Genomic DNA, 16002 nt, shown 5'->3' with positions numbered 1-16002 from the left:
AACGGATCAGATTGTTGAGGTGATGTGATGGATTGCGCCGCTATCGAACAGGACAGGCAGGCAAGGGCTGCCGGGGCTTCCAGTTGGCTGTCCGACCTTGGCCGGAGACTGCTGCGTCGGCTTTCGGGATGGGACAGGCTGGAATTCGAGGGCATGCCGGATCGCATCAAGCGCGACCTCGGTTTCATGGATGGGCGCGAGCCGCGCTACAACAGGGAGTTCTGGCGGTAAGCCGTGAGATTGGAGTGGCAGTGCCCCGAGGTGCTGCCACGTGCGCCTATGCGTTCTTCATTCTCTCCACGGCCATCAACACGCGCTCGGGCGTTGCTGGTGAGTCGAGCTGCGGGCAGACCTTGTAGCTGGCAACACTGGCAATGGCCATGGAAAGCGCCTCCAGCACTGAGATCGCCAGCATGAGCGGCGGTTCGCCGACGGCCTTGGAGCGGCCGATCGTGTGTTCGGTATTCTCCGACCATTCGGCAAGACGCACGTTGAAAATCTTCGGGCGATCGGAGGCGAGGGGGATCTTGTAGGTCGAAGGCGCATGCGTGGCCAGCCGGCCCTTGTCGTCCCACCACAGTTCCTCCGTTGTCAGCCAGCCCATGCCCTGAACGAATGCGCCCTCCACCTGGCCGATATCGATCGCCGGGTTCAGCGAGCGGCCGACATCGTGCAGGATATCTGTGCGTTCGACGAGGTATTCGCCGGTGAGTGTATCAATCGAGACCTCCGAGCAGGCTGCGCCATAGGAATAATAGTAGAACGGCGTGCCGCGGCCGGCTGCGCGATCCCAATGGATCTTCGGGGTTTTATAAAAACCGGCGGCGGAAAGCTGGACGCGGGCCAAATAGGCCTGCTTGATGAAATCAGGGAAGGGGAACTCCTTGTCGCCAACCCTGACGCGATTGGGCAGGAAGACAACGTCCGTGGGAGGTACGCTCCATTTTTCGGCGGCAAAGGCAACCAGCCGTTCCTTGATCTGGCGGGCGGCATCGTGGGCCGCCATGCCGTTCAGGTCCGATCCGGAGGATGCCGCGGTGGCCGAAGTGTTGGGTACCTTGCCGGTCGTCGTTGCCGTGATCTTCACATGCTCGACATCGACCTGAAAGCTGTCGGCAAGCACCTGCGCGACCTTGGTGTATAGCCCCTGGCCCATCTCGGTGCCGCCGTGGTTCAGGTGGATTGAACCATCCTGATAGACGTGGACGAGCGCGCCGGCCTGGTTGAACGCCGTCATGGTGAAGGAGATGCCGAACTTCACTGGCGTCAGCGCAATGCCTTTGCGAATGTAGCGGCTGTTGCGGTTGAACGCGATGATAGCGTTGCGGCGCGCTTGGTACTCGGCGCTTTCTTCCAGTTCGCTGACGATGCGTTCGAGGATGTTGTCTTCGACCTCTTGATGGTAGGGGGTCAACGTGCGGCCGGAGCCAGGCTGGCCGTAGAAGTTCAGCTTGCGGACGTCGAGCGGGTCCTTGCCGATCGCATAGGCGATCTCTTCGATGAAGCGTTCAGCCCCGAGCATGCCCTGTGGCCCGCCAAAACCGCGAAAGGCGGTGTTGGAAACGGTGTGGGTCTTCAGCGGCTTCGATGTCAGATGGACATGCGGGTAGAAATAGCTGGAATCTGCGTGGAAGAGCGCCCGGTCCGTCACAGGGCCGGAGAGATCCGAGGAGAAGCCGCAGCGCGCCGCATAGGTGGCGTCGACTGCGTGGATGCGGCCTTCATCATCGAAGCCGATCTCGTAGTCGACAAGGAAGTCGTGGCGCTTGCCGGTTGCGGCCATGTCCTCATCGCGATCAGGACGGAACTTGATGGCGCGCTTCAGCTTCTTGGCGGCAATCGCCGCCAGCGCCGCAAACTGGTTGCCCTGCGTCTCCTTGCCGCCGAAGCCGCCGCCCATGCGGCGCACGTTCACCGTCACCGCGTTCGACGGGATATCGAGGACGTGGCCCACAATATGCTGGATCTCGCTCGGATGCTGGGTGGACGACCAGATGGCGACCTCGTCGTCCTCGCCGGGGATCGCCACGGCGATATGGCTTTCGAGATAGAAGTGCTCCTGGCCGCCGATGCGCATTTGGCCCTTCAACCGGCGCGGGGCGTTCTCCATCTCGCCCTTGGCATCGCCGCGCTGCAACGTCATCGGCGTGATGACGAGCGGGCTGCCATTTTCAAGCGCGCCGTCGATATCGCTCCAGTGCGGCAGGTCGCGATATTCGATCTTTGCCTTGCGTGCGGCGCGGCGGGCAATCTCGCGCGTTTCGGCAATGACGGCGAAGATCGGCTGATTGTGGAATTCGACCTTGTGTTCGGCCAGCAGCGGCTCGTCGTGGCTGCCGTTCGAACTGACGTCATTTTCGCCGGGCACGTCGTTACCGGTGAAAACCCAGATGACACCCGGTGTCGCCTTGACCTCGGAAAGGTCCATGCTGATGATCTCGGCATGTGCCCGGTCGGACAGGCCGAGTGCGCCATGCAGCAGGTCGGCAGGCTCGGGCAGGTCGTCGATATAGTCGGCCGTGCCGGTAACGTGCTTGTGCGCGGAATCGTGACGCAGCGAGCCATGCATCGCGCCTGATATGATGAACTTTGGGTCGGGGAGAGTTGACTTGTCCATTTAGGCCACCTCCTCGAAACGCCGCAATTCCGCCGGCGTGCCTGACGTTTCCAGATAGAAACGGGTCAGAAGGTTCTTGGCGGTCAGCTGACGGTATGCAGCCGTTGCGCGCCAGTCGGTCAGCGGCTGGAAGTCGGCGTCGAACTCCGCCCGGACGGCTTCGATCGTCGTCTCGTTCCAAGGCTTGCCCATGAGCGCATTCTCGACGCTGCGGGCACGCTTCGGTGTCGCGGCCATGCCGCCGAAGGCGATGCGGATGTCGTTGACGTCTCCCTGCGTATCCAGTGTCAGGTAGAAGGCGCCGAGAACCGCCGTGATGTCCTCATCGCGGCGCTTGGTGATCTTGTAGACGGCAAACTTCGTCGCCTCGGCGGGATAGGGCACGAAGATGCTCTCGACGAACTCGCCCGGTCGGCGATCCTGCTTGCCATAATCGATGAAGAAATCCTCCAGCCGCAGCATGCGCGTTCCGGCCAGAGAACGCAGCTTCACCGTGGCACCGAGGGCAATCAGTGGCGGTGGCATATCGCCGATCGGCGAACCGTTCGCGATGTTGCCGCCGATCGTGCCCATGTTGCGCACCTGCTCCCCGCCGATGCGGTCGATGAGGCGGCCGAGGGTCGGCACCTTGCCGGCGATGGTTTGAAAGGCGCGGCTGTAGGTCACGCCGGCGCCGATCGTGAAGCCGCCGTCGCCAGCGGTGATCGACTGCAGATCGGTCAGATGGTTTATAAAGACGACCGGGTTCAAGGCGCGCATCTGCTTGGTCACCCACAGGCCCACATCGGTCGATCCCGCGACGATGGTGGCGGTCGGCTCTTCGGACAGCACACGCGCCAGCGCGTCCAGCGATCCCGGCAGGACCAGCCGGCCCTCGACCGTCGTGATCGAGATCGTCTCGCTGTTGCGCATCGCCCAGAGGCGCGAGATGACATCGGAGCGGGTCTTTTCGAGCGGGTCGAAGAGTGCGCTCGGGCGCGTGTGGCTCACCTGCTCGGCGGCTTTCACGATCGGCTCGTAACCGGTGCAACGACAGAGATTGCCTTGCAGGGCTTTTTCGATGTCGGCGCGAACCGGCTTGTCGTTGGAAAGCCAGAGGCCATACATCGCCATGATGAAACCCGGCGTACAGAAGCCGCATTGCGAGCCGTGGCAATCGACCATTGCCTGTTGTACCGGATGCAGCGAACCGTCCTTGGCGGCCAGATGCTCGACGGTGACGACATGGGTGGCGTTCAAAGACCCCATGAAGCGAATGCAGGCGTTGACGGGTTCATAATGCAGCTTGCCGTCGATCAGCCGTCCCACAAGGACGGTGCAGGCGCCGCAATCGCCCTCCGCGCATCCTTCCTTCGTGCCGGTCAGCCGGCGCTTCAACCGGAGATAGTCGAGAAGCGTCTCGGTCGGCCGGACATCGCTAAGCGTGACGTCCTCGCCATTCAGGATGAAGCGGATGCTGTCGTTCATATCGTTCCTTGGTTTTTATCTTTATTTTGAATGGTTATGCCGCGGTCCAGCCACCGTCAATCGAGATGTGGGTGCCGGTCACCTGCCTGGCTTCGTCGCTTGCGAGGTAGAGAGCCAGCGCCCCGATCTCTTCCGCCTTGACGAATTCATGCGTCGGCTGGGCCTTGAGGATCACTTCGGTCTTGACCTGCTCCTCCGTCATGCCGCGTGCCTTGGCCGTATCCGGTATCTGTTTCTCGACGAGAGGCGTCAGCACATAGCCCGGGCAGATGGCATTCACGGTCACGCCAAATTCGGCAAGTTCCAGCGCCGCCGTCTTCGTCAGGCCCAATATACCATGCTTTGCCGCGACATAGGCGGATTTGAACGGAGAGGCGACCAAGCCGTGCGCGGAGGCGATGTTGATGATGCGTCCCTTTTTCCTCGCCTTCATCAGCGGGATCGCCGCACGCATGGTATGAAACGAGCTGGACAGATTGATCGCGATGATCTGGTCCCACTTTTCGATCGGGAAATCCTCGATCTTCTCGACATGCTGGATGCCGGCATTGTTGACCAGCACATCGACGGAACCGCAGGTCTTCGCGGCAGTTTCGATCAGGTCTGCGATTTCAGCCGGCTTCGTCATGTCGGCCGGATGATGGATCACCTTCGCCTTCGAGGCCGATTCAAGCTTCTCGACTATCGCCTTGATTTCCTCGGGCTTTCCGAAACCGTTGATGACGACGTTGTCGCCCTTGCCGGCAAAGGCTGTCGCGATCGCAAGGCCGATGCCGCTGGTGGATCCGGTGACGACGATTGTTCTGGCCATTCTCTTCTCCTCAAGCCGTTTTGCGACGCAATAGAGTTGAGGTTATGCGCAAAGCATCTCTGCTGGCAATTGCGCTCACGGCAAATCTCTTGTGTCGAAGAGGTGGCAGGTTCTTTCATCGCCCGCCCTCCTGTCTTATTGATTTCTCCCGATAATCACGATCAGCGGGAGGACTGGCATGAGCGGGTATGTTCTGGCAATCGACCAGGGGACGACATCGACACGGGCGATCGTCTTCGATGGCGAAATGCAGATCGCCGGTGCGGGCCAGAAGGAGTTCAGCCAGATCTACCCTCGATCCGGTTGGGTGGAGCACGATCCGGAGGAAATCTGGGATTCCGTCGTCTCGACCATCAAAAAGGCGATCCGTGAGGCCAGGATCCAGGCAAAGGACATCGCCGCGCTCGGCATTACCAATCAGCGCGAGACCGTCGTCGTCTGGGAACGCGAAAGCGGCAAACCGATCCACAACGCAATCGTCTGGCAGGATCGCCGCACGGCAAGTTATTGCGACAAGTTGAAAAGACAGGATCTAGAAAAGACATTCACCAGGAAGACCGGCCTTCTTCTTGATCCTTATTTCTCCGGCACCAAGCTTTCGTGGCTGCTTGCCAACGTCAAAGGCGCGCGGGCCCGTGCCGCCAAGGGCGAATTGTGCTTCGGTACCGTCGATGCCTTCCTGATCTGGCGGTTGACCGGCGGCAAGGTGTTTGCGACCGATGCGACGAATGCCTCCCGCACGCTGATGTACAACATTGCCGACAATAGCTGGGACAAGGATCTGCTTGACATCCTTCGCGTTCCGGCGGCGATGCTGCCTGACGTGAAGGACTGCGCCGACGATTTCGGCATTACCGAGAAAGCCATTCTTGGCGCGGAGATTCCCATCCTCGGCGTCGCCGGCGATCAGCATGCGGCGACCATCGGGCAGGCCTGCTTCGAGCCCGGTATGATGAAATCGACCTACGGCACCGGCTGCTTCGCGCTGCTCAACACGGGCAGCGACATCGTGCGTTCGAAGAACCGGCTGCTGACGACGATCGCCTATCGGCTGAACGGCGAGACGACCTATGCGCTGGAAGGCTCGATCTTCATCGCGGGCGCTGCCGTGCAATGGCTTCGCGACGGGCTCGGCATCATCGATACGGCGTCTCGCACCGGCGAGCTTGCCGATGCTGCCGATCCGACGCAGGAGGTCTATCTGGTTCCCGCCTTCACCGGTCTTGGCGCGCCGCATTGGGATGCGAATGCGCGCGGGGCGATCTTCGGCCTGACGCGCAACAGCGGCCCGAAGGAATTCGCCCGCGCTGCCCTCGAGGCGGTCTGCTACCAGTCCCGCGATCTGCTTGACGCCATGCACAAGGACTGGAAGGGCGGCGTGGAGAGCACCGTTCTTCGCGTCGATGGTGGCATGGTCGCCTCCGACTGGACGATGCAGCGGCTGGCAGACATTCTCGACGCGCCCGTCGACCGGCCGGTCATCCTCGAAACCACGGCGCTCGGAGCGGCCTGGCTTGCCGGCAGCAAGGCCGGTGTCTGGCCAGATCGTGAAGGCTTCGCCAAGAGCTGGAAGCGCAATCATCGCTTTGAACCCGCCATGGACGAGAAGACGCGTGCGGCGAAGCTCAAGGGCTGGCGCAGCGCCGTCAAGCGCACGCTTGCGGATGCCTGAGCGCGCCGTCGATTTCAGCAAACGACCGCAAATACCGGAAGCAATTGCCTATTCCTCTATTTCGGTGGCCGCCCGGCTCATGCGATGATCGAGGAAGGTCAAACGGTTCTCCCTGATGGCCTGCAGGGCAGACATGTCGCTGCCCGCTATCTTCAGGTGCGGCAGATGCTCCCTGTAGACGAGTTCGAATATTGCGGAGCGCGTGCTCGGATCGACAGGATTGGCCTCGTGGACGGGTAGGTCCGCATGGATCGAGGGACGGCCCGTGGCTTGATCTATGCGCGTGACGTAGACGGGCTTGGCGTTGATCCGCGTTGTCGTTGCCGCCATATCCGCGCAGATTTCCAATGCCTGCAGGATGGTAAACTTTTCCTGTTTTCCGGGTAGGACGAAACGGTGCATGATGTCCATCGAGCGGCCGCTGTCACTCAGATTGGCGATGATGGCGAGATCGCCGAGACGGATCATGATGGTTTGAGTCTCGTGGACGGTGACGAAGTCGAAGTCCTCGCGATAGCGATCGTCTTCAATCGCAAGGATGACGACCGAACCCAACACTTCTGGCGCAATGCGTGCGCCGGTGTAGGGCGATCTGGCGAGACAATGGATGTGATGGAGTGTCGCCCAATCGGTGCTCTTGTCTTCCATGACGGCTTCCACCCGGTGATCCCCTTTGATCGCGATGGCGCCGTCCTTGATCAGGAATTTCAGGAAGATCCAGGAAAGCCAGGCAAACAGCAGACGGTGCCCGTCATCGTCAAGGTGTCGTAGAAGTTTCGCGTATCCGCCTTCCGTCAATCGTTGCACCGGCTGCTCCAGCTTCCTTCCAAGCAGCGAATTGCAGTCCTTGCAGCAGGGGATCGTGTGGCGATCATATCGCCGACCATGGTATTCGTGGGGGGGGGAGTGATCTCCTTGTCGTAGAGGTCGTACTTCCGCAGAATCCATTTGGGCAGGACGTGTTCGCGGTTGACCACCTTGCTCTCGAGGGCTTCGCAACAAATCAGGCACCGTGTCCTTTTGTTGATGAGATCGATGAAGGTGTCGGTGTCGATGTAGACCTTGGGGTCGTTCAAATACGGTGAGGGCGTCATGTCCTTGTCTCCCGCCGGATCGATGCGGATAATATGCACCGAGTTTCCGGTCGCGTCGCGCCAAACTGCGGCGCTCCCGGACTTGCCTGTTCAGCCACAAAGGAGTTGGCATGGTTGCAGTCACGGTGGAGTTGCACAATGTCGAGGGCACGCAGGCGGCGATGGGATGGGCAGGTTCCCACACCATCGTTGTCGATCGTCCCGAGGGTAAGGCCGGCGGGCAGGGGCTCGGGTTCAATGGCGCGCAGCTTCTGGCATTGGCGCTCGGCGGTTGCTTCTGCAACGACCTGCGCTACGCCGCTGACGAGATGGGCGTCTCACTTGGGAAGATCGCAATCTCGGTCGTCCTGGAGCTCGAGGGCAAGCCGATCATTGCGAAATCGGCGGTGATGAAAGTCGCCTGCCATGGGCAAGACGGCACGCGCGCCGAGCAGGTGGTCGAGCGGGCAAAGGCGATCTGTATGGTCGCCAATTCGCTGGCCCGCGGCGTGGCAGTTTCGATCGAGCGCGCCGCCTAGCGCCTGAGATTGCGGCCATTCAGGCGGGCACGGCCTGCTGTTGGCGCCGCGTCGGCGGCGTGTAAAGCCAGCCGGCACCGCTGCGATCGGCGATTGCCCTGATCGCAAGCGATAGGCCGATCGCAAAGACGACCACCAGCGGCGCGGTGATGTAGCCGCTTGCCGCATGGCTTCCAACGATCGGGGCAACCAGGGCGACCATCAGTGACACGATCATCACATGGGTCACGTAGACCGGCAGCGTATTGCGCCCGAAATACGCGAAGGCGTGGCGCACCGATTGCAAGCGCGACATCAGTACGGCCGTCCCGCATAGCCACGCAAGACCGGCGATCGAGGAAACCAGCGCAAAGCTACCTTTCTCGATGGCCTGCAGTCTCCAGCGCAGCACGTAGAGCGCGGCGAAGATGAGCAAGCCCGCACAAGCCGTCAGCAGCGGCCGCTGCGTGATCGCGTTGACCACCGGCTTCCCGTACCAGCAGCCGAAGAGGAAAAAGACGAAATACTGCAGCACGTTGCGGTGGGTGAAGAGATCGATCGACAGGTGCTCGCCGAAGGTCAGGATCGAGATCAGTGCGGCAATTGCGATTGTGGTCGGGCGGTGGATGGGGAAGAGAAGCTTCGTCGCGACCATGAAGATGGCAAGCGCCCAGATGAACCAGATGCCGGTGTTTGGCGCCCACCACATTTCGAGCAATTGATAGGGATCGCTTCCCTCGGTCGGCACCAGAACGTTCGTCTGCACGTAACGGAAGAACAGCCAGCGCGCGGTGTTCCAGATCGCGAAGAGATAGACGAGCAGCCAGATCTTACGACGCAGGAAGTCGCCCCACGAGGCACGCATCGCCGAGGCAGCCAGGAAGCCGGAAACCGTAAAGAACAATGGCATCCGGATCGGCGTCATGATGCTGCTCAGGCGCGCATAGAGGTCAGGCGCGATGTCGTGGAAGTCGTGGTAGAGGAGGGTGTGGTAGATCACCACAAGAATGATGGACATACCCTTGGCGATATCCAGCCAATCGATGCGGGTTTTCTGCTGCAATGACCGTCCTCCGATTTGTGCAGTGCAGCGAAATAGATAGGCCAAATACGTCAAAAACGAGGGGTGCGGCGAAATTTGCACCGCGAGCGTGCATTCACGCGATGGTGCTGCCGAATGCAAGCCACAGTCGGCGGGCGACACCACCGCGCTTCGATCGCGACCCTTGGCAGGACTTGGGCAAAAGACGGGTTGAGATGGCAGCCAGCAATGGTTATGTGGTGCCAACCGCAAGCGGCCCCAGCAAACAACAAGGCGCATCCTGGCATGATCCCCGATTTCCTCGTCACCCATTCCGGTGGCTTCCATGCCGATGAAGTGCTGTCCAGCGTCATCCTGACCCGGCTTTTCCCGCAAGCCCGCCTGATCCGCAGCAGGGCGTCGGAGTGGATCACGCCGGGCGCGGACCGCATCATCTATGACGTCGGTGGCGGATATGACGCGTCTGCGCGCATTTTCGATCACCATCAGCGTGGCGCGCCGCTGCGCGAGGATGGGCAGCCCTACAGCTCGTTCGGTCTGATCTGGAAGCACTACGGCCGCGACTACCTCGTCGCCGCCGGTGTTGGGGAGGCCCACATCGAGGCAGTGCATGCCGCCTTCGATCAAAGCTTCGTGCTGCCGGTCGATCTCACGGACAACGGTGTGCTCAGCCCGTCTGGCCCACTGGCGGGGCTGACGCTGCCGGCCCTGCTGGAAACCTTGAAACCGGCTTTCGACGAGACGGATCCGGAGGCCGAAGATCGCGGATTCCAAAACGCCATCGCCATTGCCCGCAGTTTCGTCGAGGCAAAGATTGCCAAAGGCGCTGCCAAATTGCGGGCCGAAGCGCTGGTCTTTCAGGCAATCGAGCGTGCCGGTCAAGCGCGCATTCTGGAACTCCCGAGGGGAATGCCCTTCCGTCCCGCCATCGTGAAGGCAGGCGCCGACCACCTGCTGTTTGTCGTTCATCCGCGGGAAAAGGACTGGTGCGTGACCGGCATTCGCCGCGCGGAAGAGGGGTTCGAGCTGCCGGCAGATCTGCCCGCAGCCTGGGCCGGCCTGACCAATGGCGATCTTGAGGCCACTTGCGGCGTGGAGGGCGCAACGTTCTGCCACAACGGCCGCTTCGTCGCCGCCGCCAAGACCCGCGAGGCCGCGTTGGCCATGGCGGAGTTGGCAGTGCAGGAGGCCGTTGCCGTCGGGTCAGGCCGAACGGATGGGGCTGAGGTAGCGTAGCGCTCTCCAGTCCCTTCAGTTTTCAGCCAGGACGGCTAGGTAGCGGACGGCTGCCTGTTTGCCTTGTGCTCGCCACGCCTGGGGCTGCCGGCGAACACGTAGCATCTCCTTCTGCGCGCTGTCGTTTTTTGCTGCGTCCTGTCGGATGTCGCGCTACTCCTTCGTCATTCAGGAAGAGGAGTAAGACATGCTTTATGCAATCCTTTGTTATGCGAATGAAGAGACGGTGTTCTCCTGGACCAAGGAGGAGGAGGACGCCGTGATGGCGAAGCTCTATGCCGTCCAGGCGCCATTGGCCGAGCGCGGCAAGCTTGGTCCTGTGGGCCGGCTGATGCCGACGACCGCGGCCACCACCGTGCGCAAGGGCAAGGAAGAGCCGCTTGTCCTCGACGGTCCGTTTGCGGAGACGAAGGAAGCGCTCCTCGGTTTTTACGTGGTTGATTTCGATAGCCTGGAGGAGGCGGTCGCGTTCTCGAAGGAGCTGTCTGCGGTCAATCCGGGTTCCACCTCTTATGAAATTCGGCCGTTCTACGTGTTCCGGCCGGGAGCTTCTTCGACATGACAGACATTGCCTGGATCGACGTGACGCTTGCTTCGGCCCGGCCGAAGGCGCTTGGCGCGCTGCTCAGATACTTCCGCGATCTCGATATCGCGGAGGAGGCCTTTCAGGAGGCCTGCCTGCGTGCCATCCGCACCTGGCCGGACAAGGGACCGCCGCGCGATCCGACGGCATGGCTGATCTTCGTCGGCCGCAACAGCGGCATCGACGCTGTGCGCAAGCGCTCGAAGACACAAGCGCTTCCCGATGAGGAACTGATTTCCGACACCGGCGATGCCGAAAGCGACATTGCCGAAAGGCTGGACGATTCCAATTATCGCGACGATATCCTGCGGCTGCTCTTCATCTGCTGCCACCCGGATCTGCCGGCCACGCAGCAGATCGCTCTGGCGCTGCGCATCGTCTCGGGGCTTACCGTGCAGCAGATCGCGCGTGCCTTCCTCGTCGGCGACAGCGCCATGGAGCAGCGGATCACCCGAGCCAAGGCGCGCGTTGCCAAGGCCGGCGTGCCCTTCGAGACGCCGGATGCGCAGGAGCGTGCCGAACGGCTCTCAATCGTCAGCACGATGATCTACCTGATCTTCAACGAGGGCTACAGCCAAGCCGATCCGAAGCACGAGGCCTGCGCTTTCAGCGACGAGGCGATCCGGCTCGCGCGTCTTCTGCTGCGCATCTTTTCCGGCGAGCCAGAGCTGATGGGCCTGCTTGCGCTGATGCTGCTGCAGATTTCGCGGCGTCGGGCCCGCTTTAACCGCGAAAACGATATCGTACTGCTCGAGGATCAGGACCGCTCGCTCTGGAATCGCGAGCTGATCAACGAGGCGCTGGCGCTGCTCGACAAGGCGATCCGTCATCGCCAGCCCGGACCCTACCAGCTGCAGGCAGCGATCGCGGCGCTGCATTCTCGTGCCAAGCGCGCCGAGGATACCGATTGGCAAGAGATCGAGCTGCTTTATCGCGCGCTTGAGCGTGTCCAGCCGTCGCCGGTGATCACGCTCAACCGCGCCGTCGCGGTCTCCAAGCTCAGGGGTCCGCAAGAGGCGCTGACACTTGTCGAAACACTCGGCGAGAAGCTCGACGGCTATTTCTACTACCACGGTCTGCGCGGCGGCCTTTTGAAGCAACTCGGTCGCGCCCGTGAGGCGCACGAGGCCTTCGATCGCGCCATTGCGCTTGCTCACTCGGCAGCGGAAGCCGCCCACATCCGCCAGCAGATCGACAGCCTCGTCCACGGGGCGGCGCAACCGATCGCGAAATAATTCTCAAACGTCATATCCGGTTGTCGGAACCGGAAAACCTCCCACGTCCTTGTAACAACCTGATCGAAACAGGTTTCGCTCAACAGGAGGAATGCTGAAATGACCGCAGAAGCCCAGCACGAACTGGTTCTCGTCCGGGAATTCGATGCCCCGCGCCAGAAGATCTTCAAGGCCTGGACCGATCCTCTTGTGATGAAGGAATGGTTTGTTCCGCGTCCCTGGAGCATCGCAGACGCCAAGCTCGACCTGCGTCCCGGCGGCGCGAACCTCATCGTCATGCGCAGCCCCGATGGCCAGGAGTTTGAAAACCGCGGCGTCTATCTGGAGATCGTCGAAAACGAGAAGATCGTGTTCACCGATGCATTCACCAGTGCCTGGGTGCCATCCGAAAAGCCGTTCTTCGTCGGCATCATCCTGCTCGAAGACCTCGGCAACGGGCGGACGAAATACACCGCCAAGGCCCGGCACTGGACGGCGGCCGACAAGCAACAGCACGAGCAGATGGGCTTCCACGAAGGCTGGGGCAAATGCGCTGACCAACTCGCCGAGTTGCTTTTCAGGATCTGAAACGCGAATCGAAACAGGGGGATACAGGCATGTCTGCAATTATTGAATCACATGCGGGGCTTCCGCGTTGGCAAACCGTGACCGGCACGGTGATGAGCGGGTTGATCATTGCCTTCCTCGTTTTCGACGGGGCGATCAAGCTGGTGCCGATCGCGCCGGTCACTGAGACGATGACTGCGCTCGGCTATTCGGGCGATCCGATGCTTGCCCGAGGTCTCGGTATCGTGACGCTGTTGTGCGCACTTCTTTATGCAATACCGCGGACGTCGGTGCTCGGGGCAATCCTGCTTACGGGTTTGCTCGGCGGCGCGATCGCGACGCATCTGCGGGTGGGAAGCCCGATCTTTTCGCACCTGCTGTTCGGGGTCTATCTCGGGCTGATTGCCTGGGGTGGCCTTTATCTCAGATACGAAGTCCTTCGGAAAATGATTCCATTCAAGGTCTGAAGTCGTTGATTTCAGGTTCGGAATTTCGCCGCGGCCGGGGTCGCGGCGATGCTGCCTATCGATATTCTCGAACGATCGGTTCCAGAATTTGTATTTGCACCAGGGCTGCGCCATCCTTATCTCCATCAGTGAATTCAACGGGATGCGAGCCATGGAACTAGGCCTCTACACCTTTGCCGACGTGAACCCGAATCCGAGCCGAAGCAAGGGCGAGGAAGGGGCTGAGCGTCTGAAGCATCTGATCGAGGAAATCGAACTCGCCGACCAGGTCGGGCTCGATGTGTTCGGACTGGGCGAGCACCACCGGCCGGACTATGCGGCTTCCGCTCCCGCCGTCGCCTTGGCCGCCGCTGCCGTGAAAACCAAGAATATCAGGCTGACCAGCGCCGTGACCGTGCTCAGTTCGGATGATCCGGTGCGGGTCTTCCAGCAGTTCGCGACACTCGACCTGCTTTCCAATGGGCGTGCCGAGATCATGGCGGGGCGAGGCTCGTTCATCGAGTCCTTTCCGCTCTTTGGCTACAATCTGGAAGACTACGACCAGCTGTTTCAGGAAAAGCTCGACCTGCTGGTGACCCTGCGCGACAACGAGACGGTCAGCTGGTCGGGCGAACTGCGTGCGCCGATCAATGGGCGCGGGGTTTATCCGCGGCCGTTGCAGGATCCCTTGCCTTTATGGATCGCCGTCGGCGGCACGCCGCAATCCCTGGCGCGTGCAGGCGCGATGGGCTTGCCAGTAGCACTGGCTATCATCGGCGGTGAGCCGCGGCGCTTCGCGCCGTTGTTCGATCTCTACCGCGAGGCGGCGCGCCGGGCCGGGCAGGAGGCGTTAAAGCTCAAGACCAGCATCAACGTGCACGGCTTCATTGCGGATACGACGGACGCTGCCGCGGACCAGTTCTACGGTCCGCAGGCTGAGGTCATGAACCGGATTGGCCGCGAGCGCGGCTGGGGACCGACGAACCGGGCGCATTTCGACATGTCGCGCGGACCCAACGGCGCGCTCTTCGTGGGAGAGCCGGAACTGGTGGCGAAGAAGATCATCGCGCATCACCGGCTGTTTAAGAATGACCGCTTTCTGCTGCAGATGGCCATCGGCCTGATGCCGCACGACCAGATCATGCGCGGCATCGAATTGTATGGCACGAAAGTCGCGCCGATCGTCAGAAAGGCATTGACTGAAAGCGGCGAAGAGGCGAAAGCCACCGCCTGAAGCTGGAGCATGATGCCGTAAAGGATGAATTGGATTCCGAACGCAGTCGTGCTCTCATCCTGATCGAGAGCCGGCCGACCGGCCGAAGAAGGCCGGGTAGAGATCCATGATCATTGAAAGCGAAGACGAACTCCTCAAGCTGAAGGAAATCGGCCGCATCTGCGCCAATGCCTTGCAGGTGATGAGCGCATCGCTTGAACCCGGTATCACGACGCTGGAACTCGATCAGATCGGCCGCAAAGTGCTGGAGGAAGCCGGTGCGCGGTCCGCGCCCGAACTTTGCTACCAGTTTCCCGGTGCGACCTGCATCAGCGTCAACGAGGAAATCGCCCACGGCATTCCTGGCCAGCGCGTCATTCGTCCGGGGGACCTCGTCAATATCGACGTATCGGCGGAAAAGGACGGTTTCTTTTCCGATACTGGCGCGTCCTTCAGTCTTGCGCCGCACAAGTCGAAGATCGAGAAGCTCTGCCGCGACGGCAAGCGGGCGCTGTGGGTCGGTCTCAACCAGGTGAAATCAGGCGAGCCGCTCGCCAAGATCGGCCAGGCGGTCGGCGCCTTTGCCGTGAAGAACCGCTATACGCTTGTCGCCAACCTGGCGAGCCACGGGATCGGCCGTTCGCTACACGAAGAGCCGGCAGAGCTCTCGACCTGGCCGGATCCATCCGAGAAGCGGATGATAACGGAAGGCCTTGTCTTCACGGTCGAGCCTTTCCTCTCGCTCGGCGCAACATGGGCGGAGGGAGGCGACGATGCCTGGACGCTCTACGCGGACCCGCAGGCACCGACCGTGCAATACGAGCACACGATCGTCGCCACGCGAAATGGTCCTGTCATCCTGACGCTGCCGGAAGGCGGCGCCTGAGGCGTTAGTCGCCCGAACGGCCGCCGGCAAGAATTTCGCCGGCCGCGCGTTCGAGAATGCCGGCGATGCGCTTGGCTTCATCCTTCGACCAGGGATAGCGCAGCCGAAGCGCGGATTTCAGCAACATGCGCGCCGCCGCAACTTCGCTCTTGTCGTCCGGAAAGCCGTCATCGTCTCGTTCGCCAACGCGGCTTTCGGGGTCGAAGATCTTGCGGACATGCGCCATCTTCGAAGCAATCCCCTCCAACTTGCCGAGCGTCACGTCGATCATCGTGCGGTTCTCCTCGACGAGCCTGCGGCCGCTCTCGGTGATGCTATAGAGCTTCTTGGCGCCCTCGCTCTCGACATCGGCAAGACCGGTTTCCTCCAGGTAAGTCAGCGCCGGATAGATGACGCCGGGGCTCGGAACATAGAAGCCGCCTGAGCGCTCTTCCAAAAGCTTGATCAGCTCGTAGCCGTGGCGGGGTTGTTCCACCAGCAGGGCCAGAATCACCAGTTGCAAGTCGCCTGACGCGAATTTCCGCCCCATGCGAAAGCCGCCGCCACCCATCATTCCGCCTCTAAAACCTCTCATAGGTCACTCCTTTGATGTATCTTTCACTATGTCTTAAAACATATATCTTAAGATAATCACGTTCAAGGAGCGAAGCGATGATT

17 protein-coding genes are annotated in these 16002 nt (G+C 61.2%); 10 read left to right on the top strand and 7 right to left on the bottom strand.

Going from position 1 to position 16002, the window contains the following annotated elements:
* Positions 1-27 precede the first annotated feature (27 nt).
* Entirely contained in the window at positions 28-231 is a 204-nt protein-coding gene (locus tag ACSQ9D_RS12740; RefSeq protein WP_436282524.1) for a hypothetical protein, read from the top strand.
* A 46-nt stretch (positions 232-277) separates the two neighbouring features.
* On the opposite strand, the gene xdhB is transcribed toward ACSQ9D_RS12740, so the two are convergent.
* Genes xdhB through ACSQ9D_RS12725 form a run of 3 tightly spaced genes read right to left on the bottom strand, consistent with a single transcriptional unit; the run spans position 278 to position 4895 of the window.
* On the bottom strand, positions 278-2617 hold the full coding sequence (gene xdhB / locus ACSQ9D_RS12735) for a xanthine dehydrogenase molybdopterin binding subunit (protein WP_436282523.1): 2340 nt from the start codon (positions 2615-2617) through the stop codon (positions 278-280).
* Complete coding sequence (gene xdhA / locus ACSQ9D_RS12730; protein ID WP_436282522.1) at positions 2618-4084, bottom strand: xanthine dehydrogenase small subunit; 1467 nt, start codon at positions 4082-4084, stop codon at positions 2618-2620.
* A 34-nt stretch (positions 4085-4118) separates the two neighbouring features.
* Positions 4119-4895 (bottom strand): 3-hydroxybutyrate dehydrogenase, encoded by a 777-nt coding sequence (locus ACSQ9D_RS12725; protein ID WP_072373242.1) that lies wholly within the window; start codon positions 4893-4895, stop codon positions 4119-4121.
* Between the two features lie 178 nt (positions 4896-5073).
* Here ACSQ9D_RS12725 and glpK point away from each other — a divergent pair, with 178 nt between their 5' ends.
* Entirely contained in the window at positions 5074-6567 is a 1494-nt protein-coding gene (gene glpK / locus ACSQ9D_RS12720; RefSeq protein ID WP_436282521.1) for a glycerol kinase GlpK, read from the top strand.
* 48 nt (positions 6568-6615) lie between these two features.
* Here the strand turns inward: glpK and ACSQ9D_RS12715 are convergent, their stop codons facing one another.
* Together ACSQ9D_RS12715 and ACSQ9D_RS12710 are read right to left on the bottom strand one after the other, a co-directional pair.
* The gene (locus ACSQ9D_RS12715) at positions 6616-7374 is read right to left on the bottom strand and encodes a hypothetical protein (RefSeq protein ID WP_436282520.1); all 759 of its coding nucleotides are present in this window, start codon (positions 7372-7374) and stop codon (positions 6616-6618) included.
* Entirely contained in the window at positions 7362-7700 is a 339-nt protein-coding gene (locus tag ACSQ9D_RS12710; protein WP_436282519.1) for a hypothetical protein, read from the bottom strand. The genes ACSQ9D_RS12715 and ACSQ9D_RS12710 overlap by 13 nt, the downstream gene beginning before the upstream one ends.
* Positions 7701-7771: 71 nt before the next feature.
* Between ACSQ9D_RS12710 and ACSQ9D_RS12705 the strand changes: the two genes are divergently transcribed.
* Positions 7772-8179 (top strand): OsmC family protein, encoded by a 408-nt coding sequence (locus ACSQ9D_RS12705; protein WP_436282518.1) that lies wholly within the window; start codon positions 7772-7774, stop codon positions 8177-8179.
* Between the two features lie 19 nt (positions 8180-8198).
* On the opposite strand, the gene ACSQ9D_RS12700 is transcribed toward ACSQ9D_RS12705, so the two are convergent.
* Positions 8199-9221: an acyltransferase family protein gene (locus ACSQ9D_RS12700; protein WP_436282517.1), complete on the bottom strand. Its 1023-nt coding sequence runs from the start codon at positions 9219-9221 to the stop codon at positions 8199-8201.
* A 264-nt stretch (positions 9222-9485) separates the two neighbouring features.
* On the opposite strand from ACSQ9D_RS12700, the gene ACSQ9D_RS12695 reads away from it, so the two are divergent.
* The 7 genes from ACSQ9D_RS12695 (at position 9486) to map (ending at position 15345) form a co-directional block, all read left to right on the top strand.
* A complete protein-coding gene (locus ACSQ9D_RS12695) occupies positions 9486-10436 on the top strand; it encodes an MYG1 family protein (RefSeq protein WP_436282516.1) in 951 nt (316 codons plus the stop codon).
* Between the two features lie 187 nt (positions 10437-10623).
* Positions 10624-10998, top strand: coding sequence for a YciI family protein (locus ACSQ9D_RS12690; RefSeq protein WP_037118325.1), 375 nt, complete (start codon positions 10624-10626; stop codon positions 10996-10998).
* On the top strand, positions 10995-12254 hold the full coding sequence (locus ACSQ9D_RS12685) for an RNA polymerase sigma factor (protein WP_436282515.1): 1260 nt from the start codon (positions 10995-10997) through the stop codon (positions 12252-12254). Before ACSQ9D_RS12690 ends, ACSQ9D_RS12685 begins: the two co-directional genes overlap by 4 nt.
* A 99-nt stretch (positions 12255-12353) precedes the next feature.
* Positions 12354-12821, top strand: coding sequence for an SRPBCC family protein (locus ACSQ9D_RS12680; RefSeq protein ID WP_436282514.1), 468 nt, complete (start codon positions 12354-12356; stop codon positions 12819-12821).
* Positions 12822-12850: 29 nt separating this feature from the next.
* Positions 12851-13267 carry a DoxX family protein gene (locus ACSQ9D_RS12675; RefSeq protein ID WP_436282513.1) on the top strand — a complete coding sequence of 139 codons (417 nt, stop codon included), beginning with the start codon at positions 12851-12853 and terminating at the stop codon, positions 13265-13267.
* Positions 13268-13418: 151 nt separating this feature from the next.
* Entirely contained in the window at positions 13419-14480 is a 1062-nt protein-coding gene (locus ACSQ9D_RS12670; protein WP_436282512.1) for an LLM class flavin-dependent oxidoreductase, read from the top strand.
* 106 nt (positions 14481-14586) lie between these two features.
* Entirely contained in the window at positions 14587-15345 is a 759-nt protein-coding gene (gene map, locus ACSQ9D_RS12665) for a type I methionyl aminopeptidase (RefSeq protein WP_436282511.1), read from the top strand.
* A gap of 4 nt (positions 15346-15349) precedes the next feature.
* Here map and ACSQ9D_RS12660 read toward each other — a convergent pair whose 3' ends face one another.
* Positions 15350-15919 (bottom strand): PadR family transcriptional regulator, encoded by a 570-nt coding sequence (locus ACSQ9D_RS12660; protein WP_037118309.1) that lies wholly within the window; start codon positions 15917-15919, stop codon positions 15350-15352.
* Between the last annotated feature and the right edge of the window lie 83 nt (positions 15920-16002).

Origin of the sequence: Rhizobium sp. LjRoot258, from assembly GCF_964254185.1 — a bacterium.
In the GTDB taxonomy this organism is placed as follows: domain Bacteria; phylum Pseudomonadota; class Alphaproteobacteria; order Rhizobiales; family Rhizobiaceae; genus Rhizobium.
This window is presented reverse-complemented; position numbering and strand designations above follow the sequence as displayed.

Bases quoted from the DNA above. Each gene is read 5' to 3' on its own strand.
- ACSQ9D_RS12740 (WP_436282524.1), top strand. From the start codon at position 28: ATGGATTGCGCCGCTATCGAACAGGACAGGCAGGCAAGGGCTGCCGGG.
- xdhB (WP_436282523.1), bottom strand. From the start codon at position 2,617: ATGGACAAGTCAACTCTCCCCGACCCAAAGTTCATCATATCAGGCGCG.
- xdhA (WP_436282522.1), bottom strand. From the start codon at position 4,084: ATGAACGACAGCATCCGCTTCATCCTGAATGGCGAGGACGTCACGCTT.
- ACSQ9D_RS12725 (WP_072373242.1), bottom strand. From the start codon at position 4,895: ATGGCCAGAACAATCGTCGTCACCGGATCCACCAGCGGCATCGGCCTT.
- glpK (WP_436282521.1), top strand. From the start codon at position 5,074: ATGAGCGGGTATGTTCTGGCAATCGACCAGGGGACGACATCGACACGG.
- ACSQ9D_RS12705 (WP_436282518.1), top strand. From the start codon at position 7,772: ATGGTTGCAGTCACGGTGGAGTTGCACAATGTCGAGGGCACGCAGGCG.
- ACSQ9D_RS12695 (WP_436282516.1), top strand. From the start codon at position 9,486: ATGATCCCCGATTTCCTCGTCACCCATTCCGGTGGCTTCCATGCCGAT.
- ACSQ9D_RS12690 (WP_037118325.1), top strand. From the start codon at position 10,624: ATGCTTTATGCAATCCTTTGTTATGCGAATGAAGAGACGGTGTTCTCC.
- ACSQ9D_RS12685 (WP_436282515.1), top strand. From the start codon at position 10,995: ATGACAGACATTGCCTGGATCGACGTGACGCTTGCTTCGGCCCGGCCG.
- ACSQ9D_RS12680 (WP_436282514.1), top strand. From the start codon at position 12,354: ATGACCGCAGAAGCCCAGCACGAACTGGTTCTCGTCCGGGAATTCGAT.
- ACSQ9D_RS12675 (WP_436282513.1), top strand. From the start codon at position 12,851: ATGTCTGCAATTATTGAATCACATGCGGGGCTTCCGCGTTGGCAAACC.
- ACSQ9D_RS12670 (WP_436282512.1), top strand. From the start codon at position 13,419: ATGGAACTAGGCCTCTACACCTTTGCCGACGTGAACCCGAATCCGAGC.
- map (WP_436282511.1), top strand. From the start codon at position 14,587: ATGATCATTGAAAGCGAAGACGAACTCCTCAAGCTGAAGGAAATCGGC.
- ACSQ9D_RS12660 (WP_037118309.1), bottom strand. From the start codon at position 15,919: ATGAGAGGTTTTAGAGGCGGAATGATGGGTGGCGGCGGCTTTCGCATG.